This is a genomic window from Spongiactinospora sp. TRM90649 (genome assembly GCF_029382225.1).
GTDB lineage: Bacteria > Actinomycetota > Actinomycetes > Streptosporangiales > Streptosporangiaceae > Spongiactinospora.
On the sequence record NZ_JARLTC010000007.1, the window covers coordinates 79,400 to 98,713 of the forward strand.

A 19,314-nucleotide genomic window follows, 5' to 3' on the forward strand; every position below is an offset into this window, starting at 1 on the left:
GCCGATCGGCTCAATTCCGCCGGGAGCCGCGCGGCCCCGCCAGCCGGTGGACGGCGGGGCCGCGCGGGGACGTCAGGCGTTCTGCGGGAAGCCGAGGTCGAAGCCGCCCGCGCCGGCGGTGACCGGCCAGCGGGAGGTCACCGCCTTCTCCCTGGTGAAGAAGTGCACGCCCTGCTCGCCGTAGGCCTTGGTGTCGCCGAACATGGACTGCTTCCACCCGCCGAACGAGTAGTACGAGACCGGCACGGGGATGGGCACGTTGATGCCGATCATCCCCGCCTCGACCTCGCGCTGGAAGCGGCGGGCCGCGCCGCCGCTGGTGGTGAAGATGGCGGTGCCGTTGCCGTAGGCGCCGTCGTTGATGATCTCGATGCCCTCGGCGAGGTCGCGGACCCGCACCACCGACAGCACCGGGCCGAAGATCTCCTCGGTGTAGATCCGGGAGTCCCGGCCGACCCGGTCCACCAGGGTCGGGCCGAGCCAGAAGCCCTCGGCCGCGCCCGCCGGCTCGACGTCGCGGCCGTCCACGACCACCGAGGCGCCCTCCTTGACGGCCAGCTCGACGTAGTCGGCCACCTTGTCCCGGTGCTCCCTGGTGACCAGCGGGCCCATGTCGCAGCCCTGGCGGCCGTCGCCGACCTTGATCCGGCCCATCCGCTCGGAGATGCGCCCGATCAGGTCGTCGGCGACCGAGTCCACCACGGCCAGCACGCTGATCGCCATGCAGCGCTCGCCCGCCGACCCGAACGCGGCGTTGACCGCCGAGTCGGCGGCCAGGTCCAGGTCCGCGTCCGCCAGCACCAGCATGTGGTTCTTGGCCCCGCCCAGCGCCTGCACGCGCTTGCCCGCGCGGGTCGCGTTCTCGTACACGTAACGGGCGATGGGCGTGGAGCCGACGAACGAGACGGCCTGCACGTCAGGGTGTTCGAGCAGCCCGTCCACGGCGACCTTGTCACCGTGCAGGACGTTGAACACCCCGTCGGGCAGCCCCGCCTCCGACAGCAGCGCGGCCAGCCAGTTGGCCGCCGAGGGGTCCTTCTCGCTCGGCTTGAGCACCACGGTGTTGCCGGTGGCCAGCGCCATCGGCAGGAACCACATCGGCACCATGGCCGGGAAGTTGAACGGGCTGACGATGGACACCACACCGAGCGGCTGGCGCAGGGTGAAGGCGTCCACGCCGGTGCTGACGTTCTCGGAGTAGCCGCCCCTGGCCAGGTGCGGCATGCCGAGCGCGAACTCCAGCACCTCCTGGCCGCGGGCGATCTCGCCCGCCGCATCGGAGACCACCTTGCCGTGCTCCGAGGTGATGATCTCCGCGAGTTCCCCTCTGCGCGCGTTGAGCAGCTCGCGGAAGGTGAACAGCACCTCCTGGCGGCGGGCCCAGGACTTGTCGCGCCAGCCGGGGAACGCCTGAGCCGCGGCGGCGACGGCGGCGTCCACGTCGGCGGGGGCGGCGAGCCGTACCCGCTTGGTCTCGACACCGAGCGCAGGGTCGAACACGGGTCCCAGGCGCTCCCCGGTGCCGGTGAAGGATCGTCCGGCGACGAAGTGGTCAACGATGGTCACGGTGAAGGTCTCCTAATGAATGGTGTGATGACCGGCGATTCGCCGGGATCCGGCGTCAGCCGTTCCTCGGGTCGCCGGGCTGGAGATCGGCGAACAGGCCGTAGCGCAGACCGTGGGTGTCCTTGGGGTTCAGCACCACGAAGTCGTCGCCCTTGGCCTCCAGGCCGATGTTCTCCCGCTCCAGGTGCCGGACGGCGGCGTCCAGGTCGTGCACCTTGAAGTCGAGGCGGTGGTAGATGCTGCCGTTCTTCTCAAGGTCCTGGGCGGGGCCGCCGGGACCGTACGGCTCGGCCACCTCCACGGTGAAGGGCCGCACCTTGCCGAGGGTGAGGAAGGTGCTGCGGGTGTTGAGCGTCTTGTTCTCGGTCTCGGCGAACACCTCGCCGCCCAGCGCGTCCACGAGGAAGCGCAGGGTCTTGGCGGGGTCGTCGGTGACGACGGAGTGCTGCGCGTGCCGTACGACGCTGACCACGTCGTCGCGGGCGGGCGGCGGCGTGTAGGAGCCCGCCTCCTCGAACGGGTCCACGTTGCGGTACGTGGCCTTGGTGTTGGGCGAGTTCTCGTCCATCTCGTACATGCCCCAGTCCACTCCGGTCTGGAAGGGGTTGGAGTAGAGGTGGATGGCATGCTCGGGGCGGTTCTCGGGGACGCCCTCCACCGGCTTGCCGTCCATCAGGTGCGTATAGCGATAGCCGTGGCGCAGGCCGGTCAGATGGGTGAAGTCCAGGGCGTCGTCGATCCAGAACACGGCCGGGCTCCAGTGGTTGCCCGCGAGCTGCAGGAACATCCGCTTGGGCGTGGCGTAAGCCAGGTTCGGGCTGGTGGCCTCGATCGGCACGTCACCGATGAAGGTGAAGTGGGCGAACCGGGCGCTCATATAGGGAATGGTGGTCGTCTCCACGCCGAAGACCCGCTTGTGCAGGTCGGCGATCAGCCCCATGTCGTAGACGACGCTGGTGGCGTGGAAGAAGGAACGTACCTGGAAGCCCTTGCCGAACATGAAGTCCATGAACACTGCCTTTCACGCGAAAAACCTGGTCAGACGTTGTGACACGCGAGGAACCGCCCCGGCCCCACCTCCCTCAGCTCCGGCTCGGCCTCGGCGCACCGGCCGTTCGCCAGCGGGCACCTGGTGCGGAAGCGGCAGCCGGACGGCGGAGACAGGGGGGAGGGCAGTTCGGTGGCCGTCGTCTCGCCGGCCGTCGGCTTCTGCTCGACGGCCTGCGCCGGCACCGCGCTCAGCGCGGCCTCGGGAACCGAGGCGAGCAGCAGGCGGGTGTAGGGGTGCGACGCGTGTTCCACGAGGTCGGCGGAGCCGATGATCTCGCAGACCTTGCCCAGATACATGATCATGATTCGGTCGCTGACGCTCTTCACCACCGCGAGGTCGTGCGCGATGAAGATCATGCTGAGCCCGAACCGCGCCTTGCTCTCCTGGAGCAGGTTGAGGATCTGCGCCTGGACCGACACGTCCAGGCTGGAGACCGGCTCGTCGCAGATCAGCACGCCGGGGTGCAGCATCAGCGCGCGGGCGATGCACACCCGCTGGCACTGGCCGCCGGACAGCTCGTGCGGGCGGCGGTCCCACACGACATCGGGCGGCAGGCCGACCGCCGTCAGCATCGCCCGGACGTCGTCCTCGCTGGGCTTCTCGCCCCAGATGTCCAGCCCTTCGGCCACCAGGTCCTTGACCTTGCGGCGCGGGTTGAGCGCGGACACCGGGTCCTGCATGATCATCTGCAGCTTGCGGCGGTGCCGCCGCATCTCCCCGGCGGGCACGCCCGTGAGGCGCTGCCCGGAGAGCGTGACGCTGCCCGAGGTCGGCGGGGGAAGCTGCATGATCGCCCGGCCCGCGCTGGACTTGCCGCAGCCGGACTCGCCGAGGATGCCGAGGGTCTCGCCGTTCAGCAGGTCGAAGCTGATGTCGGAGACCGCGTGGACCTTCTGGTCGCGCCCTGCGGGGAACTCCACGACCAGGTCCTCGACGACCAGGACGCGCTCGCCGTCCGGGCGCATGTGCACGGTGCCGCTCATCGCTGCGCTCCTGCGGTGACGGGGTTGTGGCAGGCGAACATGTGGCCGGAGGCGTCGGACGGGCACATCGCGGGCGGCTCCTCGCGGCAGATCGGCCGCGCGTGCTCGCAGCGCGGGGCGAACCGGCAGCCGGGCGGCGGCGCGGTCATGTCGGGCGGCGATCCGCCGATCGCCATCAGGCGGGCGTGCGGCGGGTCCTCCAGGCGGGGGATCGACCGCAGCAGCGCCTCGGTGTAGGGGTGGCGGGCCCGGCTGAACACGACGCCGGAGGCGGCGGTCTCGACCATCCGCCCGGCGTACATGACGGCCACGCGGTCGGCCCGCCCGGCCACCACGCCGAGGTTGTGGCTGATCAGGATGACCGCCGTGTGGAACTCGGCCTGGAGCCGGTCGAGCAGGTCGAGGATCTGCTTCTGCACGGTCACGTCGAGCGCCGTGGTGGGCTCGTCGGCGATCAGCAGCCGGGGCTGGTTGGCCAGCGCCATGGCGATGACCACCCGCTGGCGCATGCCGCCGGACAGCTCGTGCGGATACTGCCCCAGCCTGCGCCGGGGCTCGGGGATGCCGACCAGGCCGAGCAGTTCCTCCGCGCGGGCCGTCGCCGACGCGCGGGAGTGGCCGCCGTTCTTGCGCAGGCTCTCGGTGAGGTGCGGCCCGATCTTCTTGACCGGGTTGAGCGCGGTCATCGGGTCCTGGAAGACCATGCCGACGCTCGAACCCCACAGGCCGCGCAGCGCGCGCCCGGACAGAGCGTGCACGTCCTGGCCGTCGATCCGCACCTGGCCGCTGACCGTCATGCCGGGGCCGCTGCGGTACAGCCCCATGATGGTGCGGCCGAGCACCGACTTGCCGGAGCCGGACTCCCCGACGATGCCCAGCGTCTCGCCTGGACGCAGGGTGAAGGAGACCCCGTCCACCGCGTTCATGTCGCCGCGCGGCGTGTGGATGGTGTTTCGCAGGTCGTCCACGATCAGCAGTGGCCGCTCGTCGCCGGGCTTCGAGGGCGGTACGGACGGCACGGCGTCGGTGATCGCCATCAGATCTTCGCCTTCCGGGAGTCCCAGCGGTTGCGGGCCTTCTCACCGAGCAGGTTCAGTGAGAAGACGGTCAGGAACAGCGCGAGGCCGGGCATCAGCACGATGTGCGGGTGCTCCTGGAACACCCCGCCCTCACCTTCGGCGATGAGGTTCCCCCACGACGGTTCCGGGGGTTTGATGCCCAGGCCGAGGAAGCTCAGCGACGCCTCGGCCACGATCAGCACGGAGACGATGACCATGCCGTAGGAGGCCAGCGGCAGGAAGACGTTCGGCAGCAGCTCCTTGACCATGATCCGCAGCTTGTCCGCGCCCATCGACCGGGCCGCCAGCACGAACTCGCGCTGGGCGAACGCCAGCGTGTTGGCACGTGCCATCCGGATCATGCTGGGCAGCGCCAGCAGGGTCAGCCCGATGGTGATGTTGCGCAGGTTCGGCGCCAGCACGGTGGCCAGCGCGATCAGCAGGATCAGCGGTGGCATCGCCAGCAGCGAGTTGGTCAGCACGCCGACCACGGTGTCCACGGGGCCGCGCAGGTATCCGGCCAGGATGCCGATCGCGCCGCCGACCACCATGCCGATGATCACCGCGGCCAGCGACACCACCAGCGAGACCCGTGCGCCGTAGACGATGCGGGCCAGCACGTCCAGGCCGAAGTTGTTGGTGCCGAGCGGGTGCGCGGAGAACACGTCGGGCCCCGCGAGCGTGGGCGCGTCGAGGGTGTCGGCCATGTTCTCGTGCTCGCCCAGCGGCAGCAGCGGCGCCAGGACGGCCGCGCCGACGATCAGCGCCACCCACGCCGCGCACAGCGTCGTGGCCAGGTCGAACCGCGGCCCCCACAGGCGGGCGCACAGCCGCGCCAATGTCAGGTAGGTGAAGACCAGCGCCACGACGAGCATCGGGATCTGCGCGGGCGAGCCCTGCATCGGGCCGAGCGACAGCAGCACCGCGCCCAGCCCCGCGACGGACAGTACGGCCGGCGGCACGGCGGACCGGTCGAACCGGAAGCCCGCGGCCACGGCCCCGACGTCAGACATGGGTCCTCCTGATCCGGGGGTCGAGATAGCCATAGGAGGCGTCGATGAGGGCGTTCGCCACCAGGTAGATGAGCGCGATGACCAGCACGGCGCCCTGGACCATGGTGAAGTCGCCGGTCGAGGCGGAGCCGATGACGAGCGAGCCCATCCCCGGCAGGGCGAACAGGTACTCCACGATCACGGTGCTGCCGATGAGGCGGCCGAGGCTGACGCCGAGCACGGTGATCATCGAGAAGGAGGAGGGCCGGAGGGCGTCGCTGACCAGCACGTGCGGGGTGGACATGCCCTTGGCCTTGGCGGACAGGATGAAGTCCTCGCGCAGCGTGGTGATCAGGTCGGCGCGCAGGATGCGGGTGAACATCGCGATCTCGGTGAGCGCGATCACGCAGGCGGGCAGGAAGGCGTGGTAGAGGTTCAGGCCGAGGTTCTCGCTCAGCCGTACCCACTCGTTGCGGGGGAACCAGCCGAGCCCGTTGACCACCACCATGATGATCAGCAGACCGGCCAGGAAGCTCGGCACGGACAGCACCGCGAAGGTCCCGGCGCTGATCATCCGGTCCACCCGGCCGCCCTCGTTGCTCGCCGACCACATGGCCAGCGGCACCGCCACGACCAGGGCGATGACCAGGCCCAGCACGGCCAGCTCGGCGCTGATCGGGAGCGCGGCCCCGATCCGCTCCAGCACATTGCTGTTCGGGGGCACCACCGACTGGCCCAGGTCGCCGGTGACGGCCGAGGTCAGCCAGTCCCAGTAGCGGACCGGGAAGGGGTCGTCGAGGCCGAGTTCCGTGCGGACCGCCGCGTACTCCTCGGGCGCGCGGCCCTCGCCGAGCACCGCGATGGCCGGGTCGCCCGGCATCAGCGAGACCAGGCTGAAGGTGCCGAAGCTGACCAGCAGCAGCACGGCGGCCAGCTCGACGACGCGCCGGATCAGCTTGCGCACCATGGCGACACTCCGTTCATGAGATCCACGCCTTGCCGAGCAGGACGACGCTGGTGGCACTGCCGGCGACGCCGTGCACCTGGTGGCGCCAGGTGATGAACTCGCTGATCGGGCCGAAGGTGAGCGCGGGCACGTCCTCGTTCCACTGCTCCTGGAAGCGGGCCATCACCTTGAGCTGCTCTTCCTGGGTCTCGGCGGCCTGGAAGTCCTCGATCACGGCGTCCATGGCGGGGCCGGTGGGCACGCCATGGGTCAGGCCGCCCTCGCTGTGCAGGGCGGCGAACATCCGGCTGAACGGGTCCGACTCGCGCAGCGTGATCCCCCACCCGGCGAAGTCGTAGTCGCGCTCGACGGCGACCTTCCTGATCACGTCCTGGGTGGTCCTGGCGGCCTCCAGCTCGACCTTGAAGCCGACGTGGTCGAGCAGGGCCTTGACGACCAGCGCCATGTTGCGCGAGCTGACGTCCTGGGTGTGCAGGAAACCGATCCGGCCGTCGTAGCCGTCGGCCTTGGCCTCGGCGAGCAGCTTCCTGGCCCGGTCGGGGTCGTGCGGCAGCGGCGCGGCCGAGGTGTGCCAGCGGGACCCCGAGGCGAAGATCTCCGCCGCCGGGATGCCCTCGCCCTTGTAGACACGCTCTGAGATCAGCTTGGGGTCGATCGCGAGCTGCATGGCCTGGCGGACCCGCTTGTCGTGGCCGGGACGGCCCTCGGCGCCGTTGATGATCGGCAGGCCGGTCAGCGCGAGCAGGTTCAGGTAACCGGGCAGACCGTCGGCGAGGGCCCGGTTCACCAGGTCGGGCTGGCGCAGGATGGCGATGTCCACGCTGCCGGCGTCGAGCGAGTCGCGGGTGGCGGTGGGGTCGTTGAGGAAGATCACCCGGACCTGGTCCAGGTACGGCCGGCCGTCCCAGTACTTCTCGTTGGCCCGGAGCAGCAGCTCTTCCTGCGGCGCGTAGCGGGCGAACGTGTACGGCCCCGCGCCGACCGGAGTGAACGCCTTGCCCGCGTCGGACGCCTTGGCCACGATGAGACCGGGGCCCCCGGCGAGCATGTTGTCGAAGCCGGGCCACCTGGCGTTCAGCGTGAAGACCACGGTGGACGTGCCGTCCGTCTTCATCTCGGCGACGTTCTTCTTCCACAGCGGCGCCTCGGAGCCCTTCTTCTCCACATAGCGCCGGATGCTCCACAGGACCGCCTCGGCGTCGAGCGGGGTGCCGTCGGTGAACGCCACGCCGTCGCGTAGTTTGAGGGTCCAGGTCTTGAAGTCCTCCGAGGCGGAGAGGTCCTCGGCGAGCTGCGGCACGACCTTGCCGGACGCGCTGTCCCAGCGCATCAGCACGTCGAAGATCGCGCTCATCTCGGTCCCGCCGGTGGTCGCGCTGTAGATGTTCTTGGCGGGATCCAGCACCGCCGTCTCGCCGACGGCGGCGAAGGTCAGCGTGCCGCCTTTGACCGGCGTCCCCCCGTCCTTCACGCCGATCATTCCGGTCTTCTGGTTCACGGATGCGCCGATCCGCGTGCCCGAGTCACCTGGTGCGGCCGGTGGCGAGCACGCGACGAGGACGCCCGCGGTGAGCAGGGCGACCCCGGTGCGTAGCCATCGCGGCACGCAGGGATTGCTAAGGGCCATCGTTACTCCTGAAAGCGATCCGGACGGAGGGATCGAGAGGGGGGAGAGGGGTGGCGTCGCCGGGGTGGGCGGGCGACGGCTTCAGATAGTCGATGCTTTTTTCATATTTCTGTAACACTGGGATCATGCGGCCGGAACCTGGACCGTGTCAAGACCTCAAACCGGGGTTCCCGCAGGACCGAAATGAGGGGTGGACGGGTGCCGTAGCATTCGAGCCATACCGATATGCGCCGAACGGCAGCGTGGGCAGGCGTTCCAGGAGCAGGAGAGAGACCATGGCAGGTTCCAAGGACAGCGCTGCCATCGTGCCGTCCGTCGCCAGAGCCGTCCGTATTCTGGAACTCCTCGCCTCCGCGCCCGACGGGCTCACGCTGACCGAGGTCGCGCGGGCACTCGACTTCCCGCCGAGCAGCGCGCTGGCCATCTGCACCACGCTGCGGCAGTCCGGGCTCGCCCACCGCACCCGGGAGCGGCGTTACGTCCTCGGCCCAGGCGTCCTCGCCCTCGCCGAGCAGTACACCCGCGGCCGGCTCCCGGCGCTGTTCATGCGCGCCTGCCGCGACGTGCTCCCGGACAACCGCGAGACGGTCGTGCTGGCCGTGCGCGAGTGGCACGAGGTGGTCTACCTGGCACAGCGGCCCGGCAACCGGCCGCTCGCGGTCAACTACCACCTCGGCATGCGGCTGCCCGCGCACACCACCGCGAGTGGCAAGGCGTCACTGAGCACCGTCTCCGACGACCAGGTCGGCGAGATCTACTCCGTCTCCCGCTCGGCGGCCGAGCCCGACCTCGGCCAGCTCATCGAAGACCTCCGCAAGACCAGGGAGCGCGGCTACGCGATCGACGACGAGGAGACCGCCCCCGGCATGGTCTGCCTGGGCGTCCCGATCGCCGCCCCCGGCACCTCCTCGGCCAGCGCCGCCGTCGCGGTCAGCCTGGTCAAGTCCACGGTGGACGACACCGTCCTCTCCGAATACGTCCACCTCATGCGCACCCTCGCCGACGCCCTCTCCGACGCCGCCCCCACCACCGACTGACCCAAGCGATGGAAATATGACGGATGACATGGGAGATGCGTAAGGGTGTTTGACCGACCGAATGGGTTCCGGCCTTCTGCCGGGCGGTCGGCGCGCCCGTCCCCGAGCCGGACGGCACGCCCCGCGCCCCCACCCTCCGCGGCGCCGCCAACCGTCATGCCCGGCTGAACCTCGGCTGGACCCCCTCCCACCCATCGTGGCGCCAGGGCTTCGTTACGCTCCGTTGATCTTCCGGAGAACTTATAGGACATCCTTACGGTGGAGAGTCGGATTCGGTTGACGCTTCCACAGAGATCCGTGCAGATTGATGACGTCTTCCTGTGGGGGGCGTCATGGATTTCGCGATTTTGGGGCCGGTAGAGGTCTGGGCAGACGGAAACCGGCTCTCTTTGGGCGGTCAGAAACAGCGCGCGATGCTGGTGACTCTGATCAGATACGCCAACCGGCCGGTTTCGGACGACCTGCTGGCGGAGGCGCTGTGGGGCGATTCCCCGCCACGGACGGCGGGGGACAACCTGCGGCTGTACGCGAGCAGGCTGCGCCGTACCCTCGGCGCGGACCGCATCGTGCGGCGGCACGGCGGCTACCAGCTCACCGTGCGCCCGGAAGAGCTTGACCTGCACCGGTTCACCACGCTCGCCGACGACGGCGCCGCCGCGTTGCGCAGGGGCGACCACGAGGAGGCCGCCGCCCTGCTGGCGCGGGCCGCGCGGGTGTGGCGCGGCACGGCCTACGCGGAGCTGGATCCCGGCGAGGAGACGCTGCGGCTGGAGGAGTCCCGGCTCACCACGGTGGAGAACCGCGTCGAGGCCGAGATCGCGCTAGGCCGGGGCCCCGAACTGGTGGCGGAGCTGGTCGGCGAGGTCGCCGCGCACCCGCTGCGCGAGCGCTTACGCGGCCAGCTCATGCTGACGCTGGCCCGCACCGGACGGCGGGCCGAGGCGCTCACCCTGTACGCCGACACCCGGCGGATGCTGTCCGCCGAACTGGGCGTCGAGCCGGGGGAGGAACTGCGCGACCTGCACCTGAGCATCCTGCGCGGCGACGACCTGAGCGGCCGGGAGCCCTCGCCCGCCCAGCTCCCGCTGAACATCCCCGACTTCACCGGCCGCGAGAAGGAGGTCGGCGAACTGCTCGGACGGCTGGCCGACGACCGCTCGGTGCCCGTCGTGGTGATCTCGGGCATGGGCGGGGTTGGCAAGTCGGCGCTCGCCGTCCACGTCGCCCACCGGATGCTGGACGCCTACCCGGACGGCCAGCTCTACGCGAACCTGGGCAGCACCGACCCCGGGTCGGTGCTGAGCGTCTTCCTGGCCGCGCTGGGCATCGACGGCCGCAGCGTCCCCGAGGACCTCCAGGCGCGGGCCGCGCTGTTCCGCAGCCACCTGTCCCGGCGCAGGGTGCTGATCCTGCTGGACAACGTCACCTCGGAGAGCCAGGTGCGATGGCTGCTGCCGGGCAGCCCGACCTGCGCGATGCTGGCCACCAGCCGGGCCCGGCTGTCCGGGCTGGAGGGCGCGCACCTGGTCGATCTCGACGTGCTGCCGAGACCGGCGGCGATGGAGCTGTTCGCCCGCGTGGTGGGCCGGGAACGCGCGGAGACCGAGCGCCAGGCGGCGGCCGAGATCATCGACCTGTGCGGCAAGATGCCGCTGGCGGTGCGCATCGCCGGGGCGCGTCTGGTGGCGCGACCAGGGCGTACCGTCGCGTGGCTGGCGCGCAGGCTGCGGGACGAGCACGGGCGGCTGGACCAGCTCGTCGCGGGCGACCAGGCGGTGCGGGCCAGCCTGTCGCTGAGCTACGTCGGCCTGAGCGAGCCCGCCCGCCGCGCGTTCCGCCTGCTCGGGCTGCTGGACTGCCCCGACTTCGCCGCCTGGGTGGCCGCCGCGCTCCTCGACCGCACCCTTGAGGAGGGCGAGGACCTGATCGACGAGCTGGTGGACGCCCAGTTGCTCGGCGTCTTCGGCGCGGACAGCGCGGGGAACCTGCGGTACCGGTTTCACGACCTGGTCCGCCTGTACGCCAGGGAGCACACCTCCCCCGAGGACGGCGTGGCCCTGAGCCGCGCGCTCGGCGGGTGGCTGGCCCTGGCCGAGCGCGCGATGCTCAAGGTTCCGGCGGCTCCCTACGCGGTCATTCATGGCCCGTCCCCCCGCTGGGAGCCGCCGGAGTCCGTGTTGCGCGAATGCCTGTCCGACCCGGTGGCCTGGTTCGCCGACGAGCGCCGGGCGCTGATCGCCGCGGTGCGTCAGGCGTGCGCGCACTCCCTCGACGACCTGGCCTGGGACCTGGCCGCCTGCATGGAGCGCTATTTCGACGTCAAGGGCTTCTTCGACGACTGCCGGGGGGTCAACGAGCTCGCCCTGGAGCTGTGCCGCCGAACCGGCAACCGGCTCGGTGAGGCGGTGATGCTGCGCGGCCTGCTCGACGTCATGACCTGGATCGGCGCCGGCTACGACGGCGCCGCCATGTACGCACTCAACACCAACGCGCAACTGCTCGTGGAGATGTTCGGCGAGATCGGAGAGAAGCGCGGCCTGTCCGACGCGCACGCGATGCGCGCCTGGGGCCTCGCCGCGATGGGCGAGGGCGACGAGGCGCTCGAACACGGCCGTCTCGCGCTGCGCCTGGCCCGGGAGACCGACCACCTCGGCGGCCAGGCGCGGGCGCACGTCGCCATGGCCGTGGCGTACGGCGAGGCGCGGGTCGAGCAGGCCGTCCCGCATCTGCGGCACGCCCTGGAGGTGGCCGGCGAGCTGGGCAACCGCCGCCTGGAGGCCACCGCGCTGCAGTTCCTCGGCATCTCGCACACGGTGGCCGGGCGCTATGAGGAGGCGCAGGAGTGCCTGGCCGGGTCCCTGGAGATCTGCCGCACGTTCTCCGACCCCTCCGCCGAGACGCTGACGCTCACCGTGCTGGCCCGCTGCTACGCCGCGCAGGGCGACGCGCAGGCCCGCCGTACCGCCGAGACGGCCGAGTCCATGAGCAGGCAGTACAACCTGTCGCACCACCTGGCGGACGCCCTGTGCGTGCTGGGCACCCTCGACCTCGCCGAGGGGCGCGTCGCTGCGGCCGTCGGTCATCTGGAGGAGTCCGTCGCGTTGTGGCGGGCCCGGGGGTGGGCCTCGTACCTGGCCCGCACGCTGCTCCTCCTGGCCGACGCGTACACGGCCAGGGGCGACCTCGGCGCGGGTGACGGGTGCCGCGCCGAGGCCGCCCAGATCCTGTCCTGATCACGCCATGGACGAATGACACACGCGCGCATCAGGAACGCGGGCGATCCCGAAGGATGGCGGGTCGTGTCTTGGCCGGCCCCCGTGACATCGGCCGAGACATCGGGCCGTACTTTCCAGGCGTCTTCCATCGAGATCGACTCCCTGCGGACGAGCGATGGCCCCGCACTTATTCAGCTGCATCGCCGTATAGCTTTCGTATACGCCGCCGGACATGCGGATTCGGGCCCGCTGTAACGGTCGAGAGGCCTTCGTCAAAGGAGGGGGTGTCGGGACGGATGACGAAGGAGCTCTGGTGCAGTTCAAACAGACGGGAACCGCGCCGTTCGGCAGGGATCCCGCGGCCTTCGAGGCCTTCTATGAGCGTCATTTCGATGACGTGACCCGGTTCCTGGCCAGGCGGGTGATCGACCCCGGCTCGGTGGCCGACCTCACGGCCGAGGTCTTCCTGGCGGTGCTCGACTCGGCGCACACCTACCGGCCTGGCAAGGGCAGCGAGATCGCCTGGCTGTACGGCGTGGCCCGCAACACCCTGCTCGCCGAGCGGCGCCGCTCGGTCAGGGAGCGGCGTGCCAACGACCGGCTGGCCGGGCGGCGGCTGCTCGCGGCCGACGACATCGCGCGCCTTGAGGAGCGCATCGACGCCGAGCGCCCCGCGCGCCTGGCGATCGAGCGGATGGCCGAACTGCCGGAGAAGGACCGGGCCCTGCTCGAACTGGTGGCGATCGACGGCCTCAGCACGGTGGAGGCCGCCGCCGCGCTCGGCATCCGGCAGGGCACCGCCCGGGTCAGGTTGCACCGGGCCAGACGTTCCATTCAGCGGGTTCCCGGCCTCGTCAACGCGATCGGAGGAACGAAATGACCGGCACGTTCAAGGACAGGCTGCTCGTGGAGCTGAAGGCGGAGATGATCGAACGCGAGGAGCGCGGCCGCCGGCCGGCCGTCCGGCGGCGGCTCATGTGGGGGGCCGGTGTCGTGGGGGCGGCCGCGTCGGCGCTGGTCGCCGTGCCGCTGGTGAGCGGCCAGGGGACCCCGGCGTACGCGGTGACCGAACGCCCGGACGGCTCCATCAACCTCACCATCACCGAGTTCAGGGACGCCGACCAGGTCGAGCGGGACCTCGCCGAGCTGGGCGTGACGGCGGACATCACCTATCTGCCGCTCGGCAAGCGGTGTGACGCCGGCAGGGCGCGTCCCATCCCCGGGGACATGACCGGCTTCGCCAAGGAGGAGCTTCAGAGCAAGGACCCGGCCGTGCGGGAGCGGATCCGCAAGGCCACGCGAGCGCAGCCGTCCTATCGGGCCATCCGGCCGGAGGACGGCATCACCATCTACCCCCGGTTCATCGAGCGGGACCAGAAGGTGCTGATCGAGGTCATGGAGAACCCGGAGCAGGTGAGCCGGGAACGGCCGGGCGTCGCCTGGGCCTTCTCCGGACGGCTGGCCGTCGGCCCGATCGCCCCCTGCCGGGTCGTGGACGACCCGGGGGCGTTCGAGGTCGGCGACGCCACGCCGCCCCCCGGGAGCTGACCCTCGGTCACCAGCCCAGCTCGTCGCAGCCGGTGTGATCGGCCGGCTCGACCTGCAGGGTGGCGTGCGCGACGCCGTGGTGCTCGCGCAGCACGTGACGGGCCCGGTCCAGGACGGCGTGGCTGTCGGCGTGGTCGATGGTGACCAGGTGGGCCGTGGCGACGTTCATGCCGGAGGTCAGGGTCCACAGGTGCAGGTCGTGCACGTCGCGGACGCCCTCGATGGCGGCGAGGTCGCGGGTCACCGCCGCGGCGTCCATGCCCTCGGGGACGTGCTGGCCCAGCACGGCGAAGACCTGGCGGCCCAGGGAGACGGCGCGCACGGCGACGAACACGCCGATGCCCAGGGCGATGACGGTGTCCCAGTACGCCTGGCCGGTGACGGAGATCAGCCAGCCCGCCGCGATGACGCCGACGGATCCGGCGGTGTCGGCCAGCACCTCCAGGTAGGCGCCCTTGACGTTGAGGCTGTCGGCGGCCCCGGCGCGCAGCAGGGCCAGGGCGACGAGGTTGACGAGCAGGCCGATGGCGCCGACCACGAGCATCGGGCCGGTGGCGACCTCGGCGGGCGCGCCGATCCTGCCGATCGCCTCGATGGCCACGTAGAGGGCGACGCCGAGCATCAGCACCACGGCGAGCAGTGAGGCGAACACCTCCGCGCGGTAGGAGCCGTAGCTGCGGCGGCCGGTGGTGTCGGGGCGGGTCGCGATCCGGGTCGCGACCAGCGCCGCGCCGAGGGTGACCACGTCCGCGGCCATGTGACCGGCGTCCGACAGCAGCGCCAGGGAGCCGGAGAGCAGGCCGTAGACCAGCTCGACCACGAAGAACACGGCGATCAGGGCGAACGACACCGCCAGCCGCCAGCGGTGGCGGCCGGACCCCGAGAGCTGCCCGTGCCCATGGCCGTGTCCGGTGCCCATCAGCCCTGCTCGTCCCGTTCGGGGTGGATGGCCTGGGTGTGCTCTGTGTGGGCGATGGCCAGGTCGAGGAGCATCCGCACGTGCGGGTCCTCAAGGCGGTAATAGGCCATCCGGCCGGAGCGGCGGACCGCGACGATACGGTGGGCGCGAAGCAGCCGTAGCGCGTGGGACACGGCCGACTCGCTCTGGCCGGTCACCGCCGCGAGGTCGCACACGCACAGCTCGCCGTCGAGCAGCGCGACCAGCAGCCGCAGCCGGCCGGGGTCGGACAGCAGGCCGAAGACATCGGCGGTGTCGTCGAGGTCTTCGGGGCCCGGCATCCGCTCCCGGACGGCGGCGACCCGATGGGCGTCGACGACCCGGACGGCGCAGCCGTCCAGGTTGATCAGTTGCTTATCTGAAGAACTGTTCATACAAGAAAGATAACCGGCGGGGGGTGCACCCTGTCAATCGACGCCCCGGCCGGCCGGCCTACTGGCACGTCGTGGCGGAGGACACCCACGACTGAACGGTGGGCAGGATGGCGGTGTGAGAGTCGTCGTGTTGTCCGATACGCATGCGCCGAGGCGGTGGAAGGGGTGTCCGCCGCGGGTGGCGGAGGAGTTGGTGGGGGCGGACGTGATCCTGCACGCGGGGGACGTGTGCGTGCCGTCGGTGCTTTCCGAGCTGGCCGTGTACGCGCCGGTGCATGTGGTCAAGGGGAACAACGACGGGCCCGATGTCGAGGCGCCCGAGACGTTGCTGCTCGACCTGGGCGGGGTGCGGGTGGGGATGATCCACGACAGCGGCCCGGCGCGGGGGCGGACGGCGCGGCTGCGGCGCCGGTTCCCGGACGCGGACCTGGTCGTGTTCGGGCATTCGCACATCCCGCTGGACGAATCCGGTGAGGGGCTGCGCGTCTTCAACCCCGGGTCGCCGACCGACCGGCGGCGTCAGCCGTACGGCACGATCGGGGTCCTCACCATCGAGGACGGCGGGCTGCGCGCGGCCGAGATCGTAAGGGTGACGTGAGATGCGGTAAAATGACGCTTTCCCCAGACACAAGCGCAGGCCGCTGTCCGAGCGATCGGATAGCGGCCTTTTCGCGTTTCCCGACGCTCTACGACAAGGAGCCGCTGATGCTCTCCCTCGGCCCCCGCGAACTGCGGGCCGCGCTGTTCCTGCCGTCCTGGCATCGCGAGGGCGACGCCCCGCTGCCGGTGCTGGTGGACCCCTACGGCGGGCCCGCGCTGCGCAAGGTCACCGCGGCACGCGCCTGGTGGACCTACGCACGGGCTGGCCGACGACAACGTGGTGGCCGCGCACACCCTGCGGATGTCCGCCGCGCTGCTGGCGGCAGGCCGCCCGCACGAGGTGCTGCCGCTCCCCCGCGCCACCCACCTGCCCGCCGACGAGTCCGTGGCCGCGAACCTGCTCGTCCACCAGCTCGGCTTCCTCCGACGGGCCCTCGGCCTGCCCGATCAGGCCCGGAAGGCGGGATAGAACGGCAGCGGATCGACCTGCCAGCCGGTGGTCCCGGCGAGCAGGCCGCGCACCGTCTCGGCCACGGCGGGCAGGTCGCCGGTCCGCTCCAGCTCGGCGAGCAGCCCGGACCAGCGGTGCCTGAGCAGCTCCCGGACGGTCGGTACCGGCTGCCGGGTACGGTGCGCGGGCAGGTCGTGCTCCCGCACCCGTTCGAGGAGCGCCACGGTGAGATCGAGGGTCCAGGTGGCGATCGCGTGCCGTACGCCACGGTCCCATACGGCGTCGTCGGCCAGGCCGGGGTGGATCCGCACCACCTCGGCCCGGTACGCGGCCTCCGCCTCGGCGGCCACCGTCTCGGGCATGCGGAACACGCACCAGCAGGTCGCGAACGGCATGCGGGTGTAGGCCGCGTCCAGGAACGCCGAGTGGAACCCGGCCCACTCGAAGTCGAGCACCCGCAGCCCGGACGGCGTCAGCAGGTTGTTGTCCGGGCAGATGTCCCCCGGCGAGAACACCGGGAAGCCCTCGGCGTCCGCCGCCAGCGTGGCCAGCTCGCCGGACAGGCCAGGCGGCACGTCCGGCAGCAGCTTCGTGATGCCCTTGATCCGGGCGTAGACGGAGGGGCGCGGGCGGCCGTGGCCCGCGAAGCGGGCGGTCATCTCGGCGAACTCGCCCTGCCGCCCGGCAGTGGCCACCGCGATCTCGCCGTAGGCCCGCGCCCACGTGAGCACGGCGTCGCGGGCCTCGCCGGGGGAGTCGCCGAGCAGCCGGTCGGCGAGGCTGGGCGCGCCGCCGAGGTCGGACATCACGATCAGCGGCACCGAGGGGTCCACCGCGAGCAGGAGCGGCCCGGGGCCGCCGAGCGTGAGCCCGGCGGCCTCGGCCGCGAAGCACCCGGCCCCCTCGGGGGTGTCCCGGTATGTCTTGACCACGACGCTTCCCTCACCGGGCACCCGGCAGCGCAGCACCGTGGTCCGCCGCCCGCCGCCGAGGTCCTCCGGATCGGTCAGTTCTCGCCCGAGCGCCGCCGACGCCGCCGCCACGATCTTCAGCATCCTCAAATGATCGCCGAACGGCGGGCGTGATCAAGTCTCAGGTGAAGTCGAGGTCGCCCACGCGGGTGCGCTTCAGTTCGAAGAAGTGCGGATATCCGGCCAGCAGGCGGGCGCCGTCGAAGACGCGGAGGGCGTCCTCGCCACGGGGGATCTTGTTCAGCACCGGGCCGAAGAACGCGACCCCGTCGATGTGGATCGTGGGCGTGCCCACGTCGTCGCCCACCGCGTCCATTCCCTCGTGGTGGCTCTTGCGCAGCGCCGCGTCGTGGTCGGCCGAGCCGGCGGCCGACGCCAGTTCTGCTGGCAGCCCGGCCTCGGCCAGCGCCTCGGCGGCGACCTGGTCGAAGTCGGAGTTCCCGCCCTCGTGGATCCGGGTTCCCATGGCCGTGTAGAGGTCGCGCAGCACGCCATCGCCGTGCGCCTCGGCGGCGGCGGTGAGCACCCGGACCAGTTTCAGCGACCGGTCGACGATCTCGCGGTACTCGTCGGAGAGGTCACGGTTCTCGTTGAGCACGTAGAGGCTCATCACCCGGAACCGGAGGTCGAGGTCGCGGTGCCGCTCGACCTCCAGGATCCACCGGGAGGAGATCCACGCGAAGGGGCAGGCGGGGTCGAAGTAGAAGTCGACGGTGGTCCGACCGCCAGCCGCGGTCGATGGGTCGGCAATCGTCATGGACATACATTCGCACAGCCCGATTTGATCCCTATCGCCTGGGTGGGGAAAGCGGGAGCCGCACTCTGAAGACCGCGCCTTTTCGTATGTCCCGGCCGGTACGAGCGGTCACCTCGCCGCCGTGCGCGGCGGCGATCGCGGCGACGATGGACAGCCCCAGCCCCGCCCCGCCCGTACGGCGCCCGCCCACCGAAACCGTGTGCTCGGCCCGGTAGAACCGCTGGAAGACCAGCCCGGCCTGCTCCTCGGTCAGCCCCGGGCCCTCGTCGGCGACCTCGACCACCGCGTGGCCGTCCTCCACCCCGACCCACACCCGTGCCCCCGTGCCCTCCGGCGTGTGGTCGAGCACGTTGGCCAGCAGGTTCCCCACCGCCTGGCGCAGCCGGGCCGCGTCGCCCGGCACCACGACCGGCCCCTCGTGGTCGAGCGACAGCGGGCGGCCGGGGTCGATCGCCAGCGTGTCGGCCACCGCCTCGGCGGCCAGCTCGGTCAGCTCCACCGGGGCTCGCTCCAGCGGGCGGCCCTGGTCGAGCCTGGCCAGCAGCAGCAGCTCGTCCACCAGCGCCCCCATCCGGGTCGCCTCGGCCTCGATCCGGCTCATCGCCTTGGCCAGCCCGGCCTGGTCGCCCGCCGCCCCGCGCCGGAACAGCTCGGCGTAGCCGCGGATGGTGGCCACGGGGGTGCGCAGCTCGTGGGAGGCGTCGGCGACGAAGCGGCGCAGCCGGTCCTCCGACGCCTCCCGTTCGCGGAACGCGCCCTCGATCTGGCCGAGCATCGCGTTCAGCGCGGCGCCGAGCCGTCCGACCTCGGTGCCCGGCCTTCCGGGCTCGACGCGGCGGCCCAGGTCGCCGCCGCCGATGGCCGCCGCCGTCGCCACGATCCGGTCCAGCGGGCGCAGCCCGGCGCGGATCAGGCGGGCCGCGACCAGGGTCAGGCAGACCAGCGCGGCCACGGACGAGCCCACCAGCACCAGCGCCACGCGTTCTGACAGCTCGTCGTAGGCGGCGCGGACCTCGCCTGGCGTGCTCAGTTCGAGCAGCCGCGAGCCGCCGGGGCCGCGCCAGTCCTGGATCGCGCCGAACGTCGCGCCCGCCGCGACCGCCAGGGCCACCGCGAGCAGCCCCACCATCGTCACCACCAGCCGGGTGCGCAGCGACAC

Annotated in this window: 17 protein-coding genes and 1 pseudogene; 6 read left to right on the forward strand and 12 right to left on the reverse strand. The window is 71.4% G+C overall.

Annotated features, from left to right (window positions below):
* Window positions 1-72: 72 nt before the first annotated feature.
* The 7 genes from P3X83_RS09570 to P3X83_RS09600 all read right to left on the reverse strand — a co-directional run bounded on the left by P3X83_RS09570 (window position 73) and on the right by P3X83_RS09600 (window position 8,244).
* Window positions 73-1,560, reverse strand: a complete 1,488-nt coding sequence (locus P3X83_RS09570; RefSeq protein WP_277304841.1) for a CoA-acylating methylmalonate-semialdehyde dehydrogenase — start codon at window positions 1,558-1,560, stop codon at window positions 73-75.
* 61 nt (window positions 1,561-1,621) lie between these two features.
* On the reverse strand, window positions 1,622-2,575 hold the full coding sequence (locus P3X83_RS09575) for a VOC family protein (RefSeq protein ID WP_277304565.1): 954 nt from the start codon (window positions 2,573-2,575) through the stop codon (window positions 1,622-1,624).
* Window positions 2,576-2,604: 29 nt separating this feature from the next.
* Window positions 2,605-3,600, reverse strand: coding sequence for an oligopeptide/dipeptide ABC transporter ATP-binding protein (locus tag P3X83_RS09580; protein ID WP_277304566.1), 996 nt, complete (start codon window positions 3,598-3,600; stop codon window positions 2,605-2,607).
* A complete protein-coding gene (locus P3X83_RS09585; RefSeq protein ID WP_277304567.1) occupies window positions 3,597-4,637 on the reverse strand; it encodes an ABC transporter ATP-binding protein in 1,041 nt (346 codons plus the stop codon). Before P3X83_RS09585 ends, P3X83_RS09580 begins: the two co-directional genes overlap by 4 nt.
* Entirely contained in the window at window positions 4,637-5,671 is a 1,035-nt protein-coding gene (locus P3X83_RS09590; RefSeq protein ID WP_277304568.1) for an ABC transporter permease, read from the reverse strand. Before P3X83_RS09590 ends, P3X83_RS09585 begins: the two co-directional genes overlap by 1 nt.
* Complete coding sequence (locus P3X83_RS09595; RefSeq protein WP_277304569.1) at window positions 5,664-6,617, reverse strand: ABC transporter permease; 954 nt, start codon at window positions 6,615-6,617, stop codon at window positions 5,664-5,666. The genes P3X83_RS09590 and P3X83_RS09595 overlap by 8 nt, the downstream gene beginning before the upstream one ends.
* 13 nt (window positions 6,618-6,630) lie before the next feature.
* Window positions 6,631-8,244: an ABC transporter substrate-binding protein gene (locus P3X83_RS09600; protein ID WP_277304570.1), complete on the reverse strand. Its 1,614-nt coding sequence runs from the start codon at window positions 8,242-8,244 to the stop codon at window positions 6,631-6,633.
* A 275-nt stretch (window positions 8,245-8,519) separates the two neighbouring features.
* Here P3X83_RS09600 and P3X83_RS09605 point away from each other — a divergent pair, with 275 nt between their 5' ends.
* The 4 genes from P3X83_RS09605 to P3X83_RS09620 all read left to right on the forward strand — a co-directional run bounded on the left by P3X83_RS09605 (window position 8,520) and on the right by P3X83_RS09620 (window position 14,044).
* Window positions 8,520-9,281, forward strand: coding sequence for an IclR family transcriptional regulator (locus P3X83_RS09605; protein ID WP_277304571.1), 762 nt, complete (start codon window positions 8,520-8,522; stop codon window positions 9,279-9,281).
* A 332-nt stretch (window positions 9,282-9,613) separates the two neighbouring features.
* Window positions 9,614-12,514 (forward strand): BTAD domain-containing putative transcriptional regulator, encoded by a 2,901-nt coding sequence (locus tag P3X83_RS09610; protein WP_277304572.1) that lies wholly within the window; start codon window positions 9,614-9,616, stop codon window positions 12,512-12,514.
* Between the two features lie 295 nt (window positions 12,515-12,809).
* The gene (locus tag P3X83_RS09615; RefSeq protein ID WP_277304573.1) at window positions 12,810-13,376 is read left to right on the forward strand and encodes an RNA polymerase sigma factor; all 567 of its coding nucleotides are present in this window, start codon (window positions 12,810-12,812) and stop codon (window positions 13,374-13,376) included.
* Window positions 13,373-14,044 carry a hypothetical protein gene (locus P3X83_RS09620; protein WP_277304574.1) on the forward strand — a complete coding sequence of 224 codons (672 nt, stop codon included), beginning with the start codon at window positions 13,373-13,375 and terminating at the stop codon, window positions 14,042-14,044. Before P3X83_RS09615 ends, P3X83_RS09620 begins: the two co-directional genes overlap by 4 nt.
* 7 nt (window positions 14,045-14,051) lie before the next feature.
* Here the strand turns inward: P3X83_RS09620 and P3X83_RS09625 are convergent, their stop codons facing one another.
* Window positions 14,052-14,963, reverse strand: a complete 912-nt coding sequence (locus P3X83_RS09625) for a cation diffusion facilitator family transporter (RefSeq protein WP_277304575.1) — start codon at window positions 14,961-14,963, stop codon at window positions 14,052-14,054.
* Window positions 14,963-15,376 (reverse strand): metalloregulator ArsR/SmtB family transcription factor, encoded by a 414-nt coding sequence (locus P3X83_RS09630; RefSeq protein WP_277304576.1) that lies wholly within the window; start codon window positions 15,374-15,376, stop codon window positions 14,963-14,965. The genes P3X83_RS09625 and P3X83_RS09630 overlap by 1 nt, the downstream gene beginning before the upstream one ends.
* A 127-nt stretch (window positions 15,377-15,503) precedes the next feature.
* Here P3X83_RS09630 and P3X83_RS09635 point away from each other — a divergent pair, with 127 nt between their 5' ends.
* Together P3X83_RS09635 and P3X83_RS09640 are read left to right on the forward strand one after the other, a co-directional pair.
* Complete coding sequence (locus P3X83_RS09635) at window positions 15,504-15,974, forward strand: metallophosphoesterase family protein (protein WP_277304842.1); 471 nt, start codon at window positions 15,504-15,506, stop codon at window positions 15,972-15,974.
* 258 nt (window positions 15,975-16,232) lie between these two features.
* Window positions 16,233-16,445, forward strand: a pseudogene (locus P3X83_RS09640) (prolyl oligopeptidase family serine peptidase); the annotation flags it as partial.
* Here the strand turns inward: P3X83_RS09640 and P3X83_RS09645 are convergent.
* Genes P3X83_RS09645 through P3X83_RS09655 form a run of 3 tightly spaced genes read right to left on the reverse strand, consistent with a single transcriptional unit; the run spans window position 16,424 to window position 19,314 of the window.
* Window positions 16,424-17,482, reverse strand: a complete 1,059-nt coding sequence (locus tag P3X83_RS09645; RefSeq protein WP_277304577.1) for a hypothetical protein — start codon at window positions 17,480-17,482, stop codon at window positions 16,424-16,426. The pseudogene P3X83_RS09640 and the gene P3X83_RS09645 overlap by 22 nt on opposite strands.
* 37 nt (window positions 17,483-17,519) lie before the next feature.
* Window positions 17,520-18,155, reverse strand: a complete 636-nt coding sequence (locus P3X83_RS09650; RefSeq protein ID WP_277304578.1) for a DsbA family protein — start codon at window positions 18,153-18,155, stop codon at window positions 17,520-17,522.
* A gap of 31 nt (window positions 18,156-18,186) precedes the next feature.
* Window positions 18,187-19,314, reverse strand: coding sequence for a HAMP domain-containing sensor histidine kinase (locus P3X83_RS09655; RefSeq protein WP_277304579.1), 1,128 nt, complete (start codon window positions 19,312-19,314; stop codon window positions 18,187-18,189).

Bases quoted from the DNA above. Each gene is read 5' to 3' on its own strand.
- P3X83_RS09595 (WP_277304569.1), bottom strand. From the start codon at position 6,617: ATGGTGCGCAAGCTGATCCGGCGCGTCGTCGAGCTGGCCGCCGTGCTG.
- P3X83_RS09590 (WP_277304568.1), bottom strand. From the start codon at position 5,671: ATGTCTGACGTCGGGGCCGTGGCCGCGGGCTTCCGGTTCGACCGGTCC.
- P3X83_RS09605 (WP_277304571.1), top strand. From the start codon at position 8,520: ATGGCAGGTTCCAAGGACAGCGCTGCCATCGTGCCGTCCGTCGCCAGA.
- P3X83_RS09580 (WP_277304566.1), bottom strand. From the start codon at position 3,600: ATGAGCGGCACCGTGCACATGCGCCCGGACGGCGAGCGCGTCCTGGTC.
- P3X83_RS09585 (WP_277304567.1), bottom strand. From the start codon at position 4,637: ATGGCGATCACCGACGCCGTGCCGTCCGTACCGCCCTCGAAGCCCGGC.
- P3X83_RS09630 (WP_277304576.1), bottom strand. From the start codon at position 15,376: ATGAACAGTTCTTCAGATAAGCAACTGATCAACCTGGACGGCTGCGCC.
- P3X83_RS09620 (WP_277304574.1), top strand. From the start codon at position 13,373: ATGACCGGCACGTTCAAGGACAGGCTGCTCGTGGAGCTGAAGGCGGAG.
- P3X83_RS09650 (WP_277304578.1), bottom strand. From the start codon at position 18,155: ATGACGATTGCCGACCCATCGACCGCGGCTGGCGGTCGGACCACCGTC.
- P3X83_RS09600 (WP_277304570.1), bottom strand. From the start codon at position 8,244: ATGGCCCTTAGCAATCCCTGCGTGCCGCGATGGCTACGCACCGGGGTC.
- P3X83_RS09645 (WP_277304577.1), bottom strand. From the start codon at position 17,482: ATGCTGAAGATCGTGGCGGCGGCGTCGGCGGCGCTCGGGCGAGAACTG.
- P3X83_RS09575 (WP_277304565.1), bottom strand. From the start codon at position 2,575: ATGGACTTCATGTTCGGCAAGGGCTTCCAGGTACGTTCCTTCTTCCAC.
- P3X83_RS09610 (WP_277304572.1), top strand. From the start codon at position 9,614: ATGGATTTCGCGATTTTGGGGCCGGTAGAGGTCTGGGCAGACGGAAAC.
- P3X83_RS09625 (WP_277304575.1), bottom strand. From the start codon at position 14,963: ATGGGCACCGGACACGGCCATGGGCACGGGCAGCTCTCGGGGTCCGGC.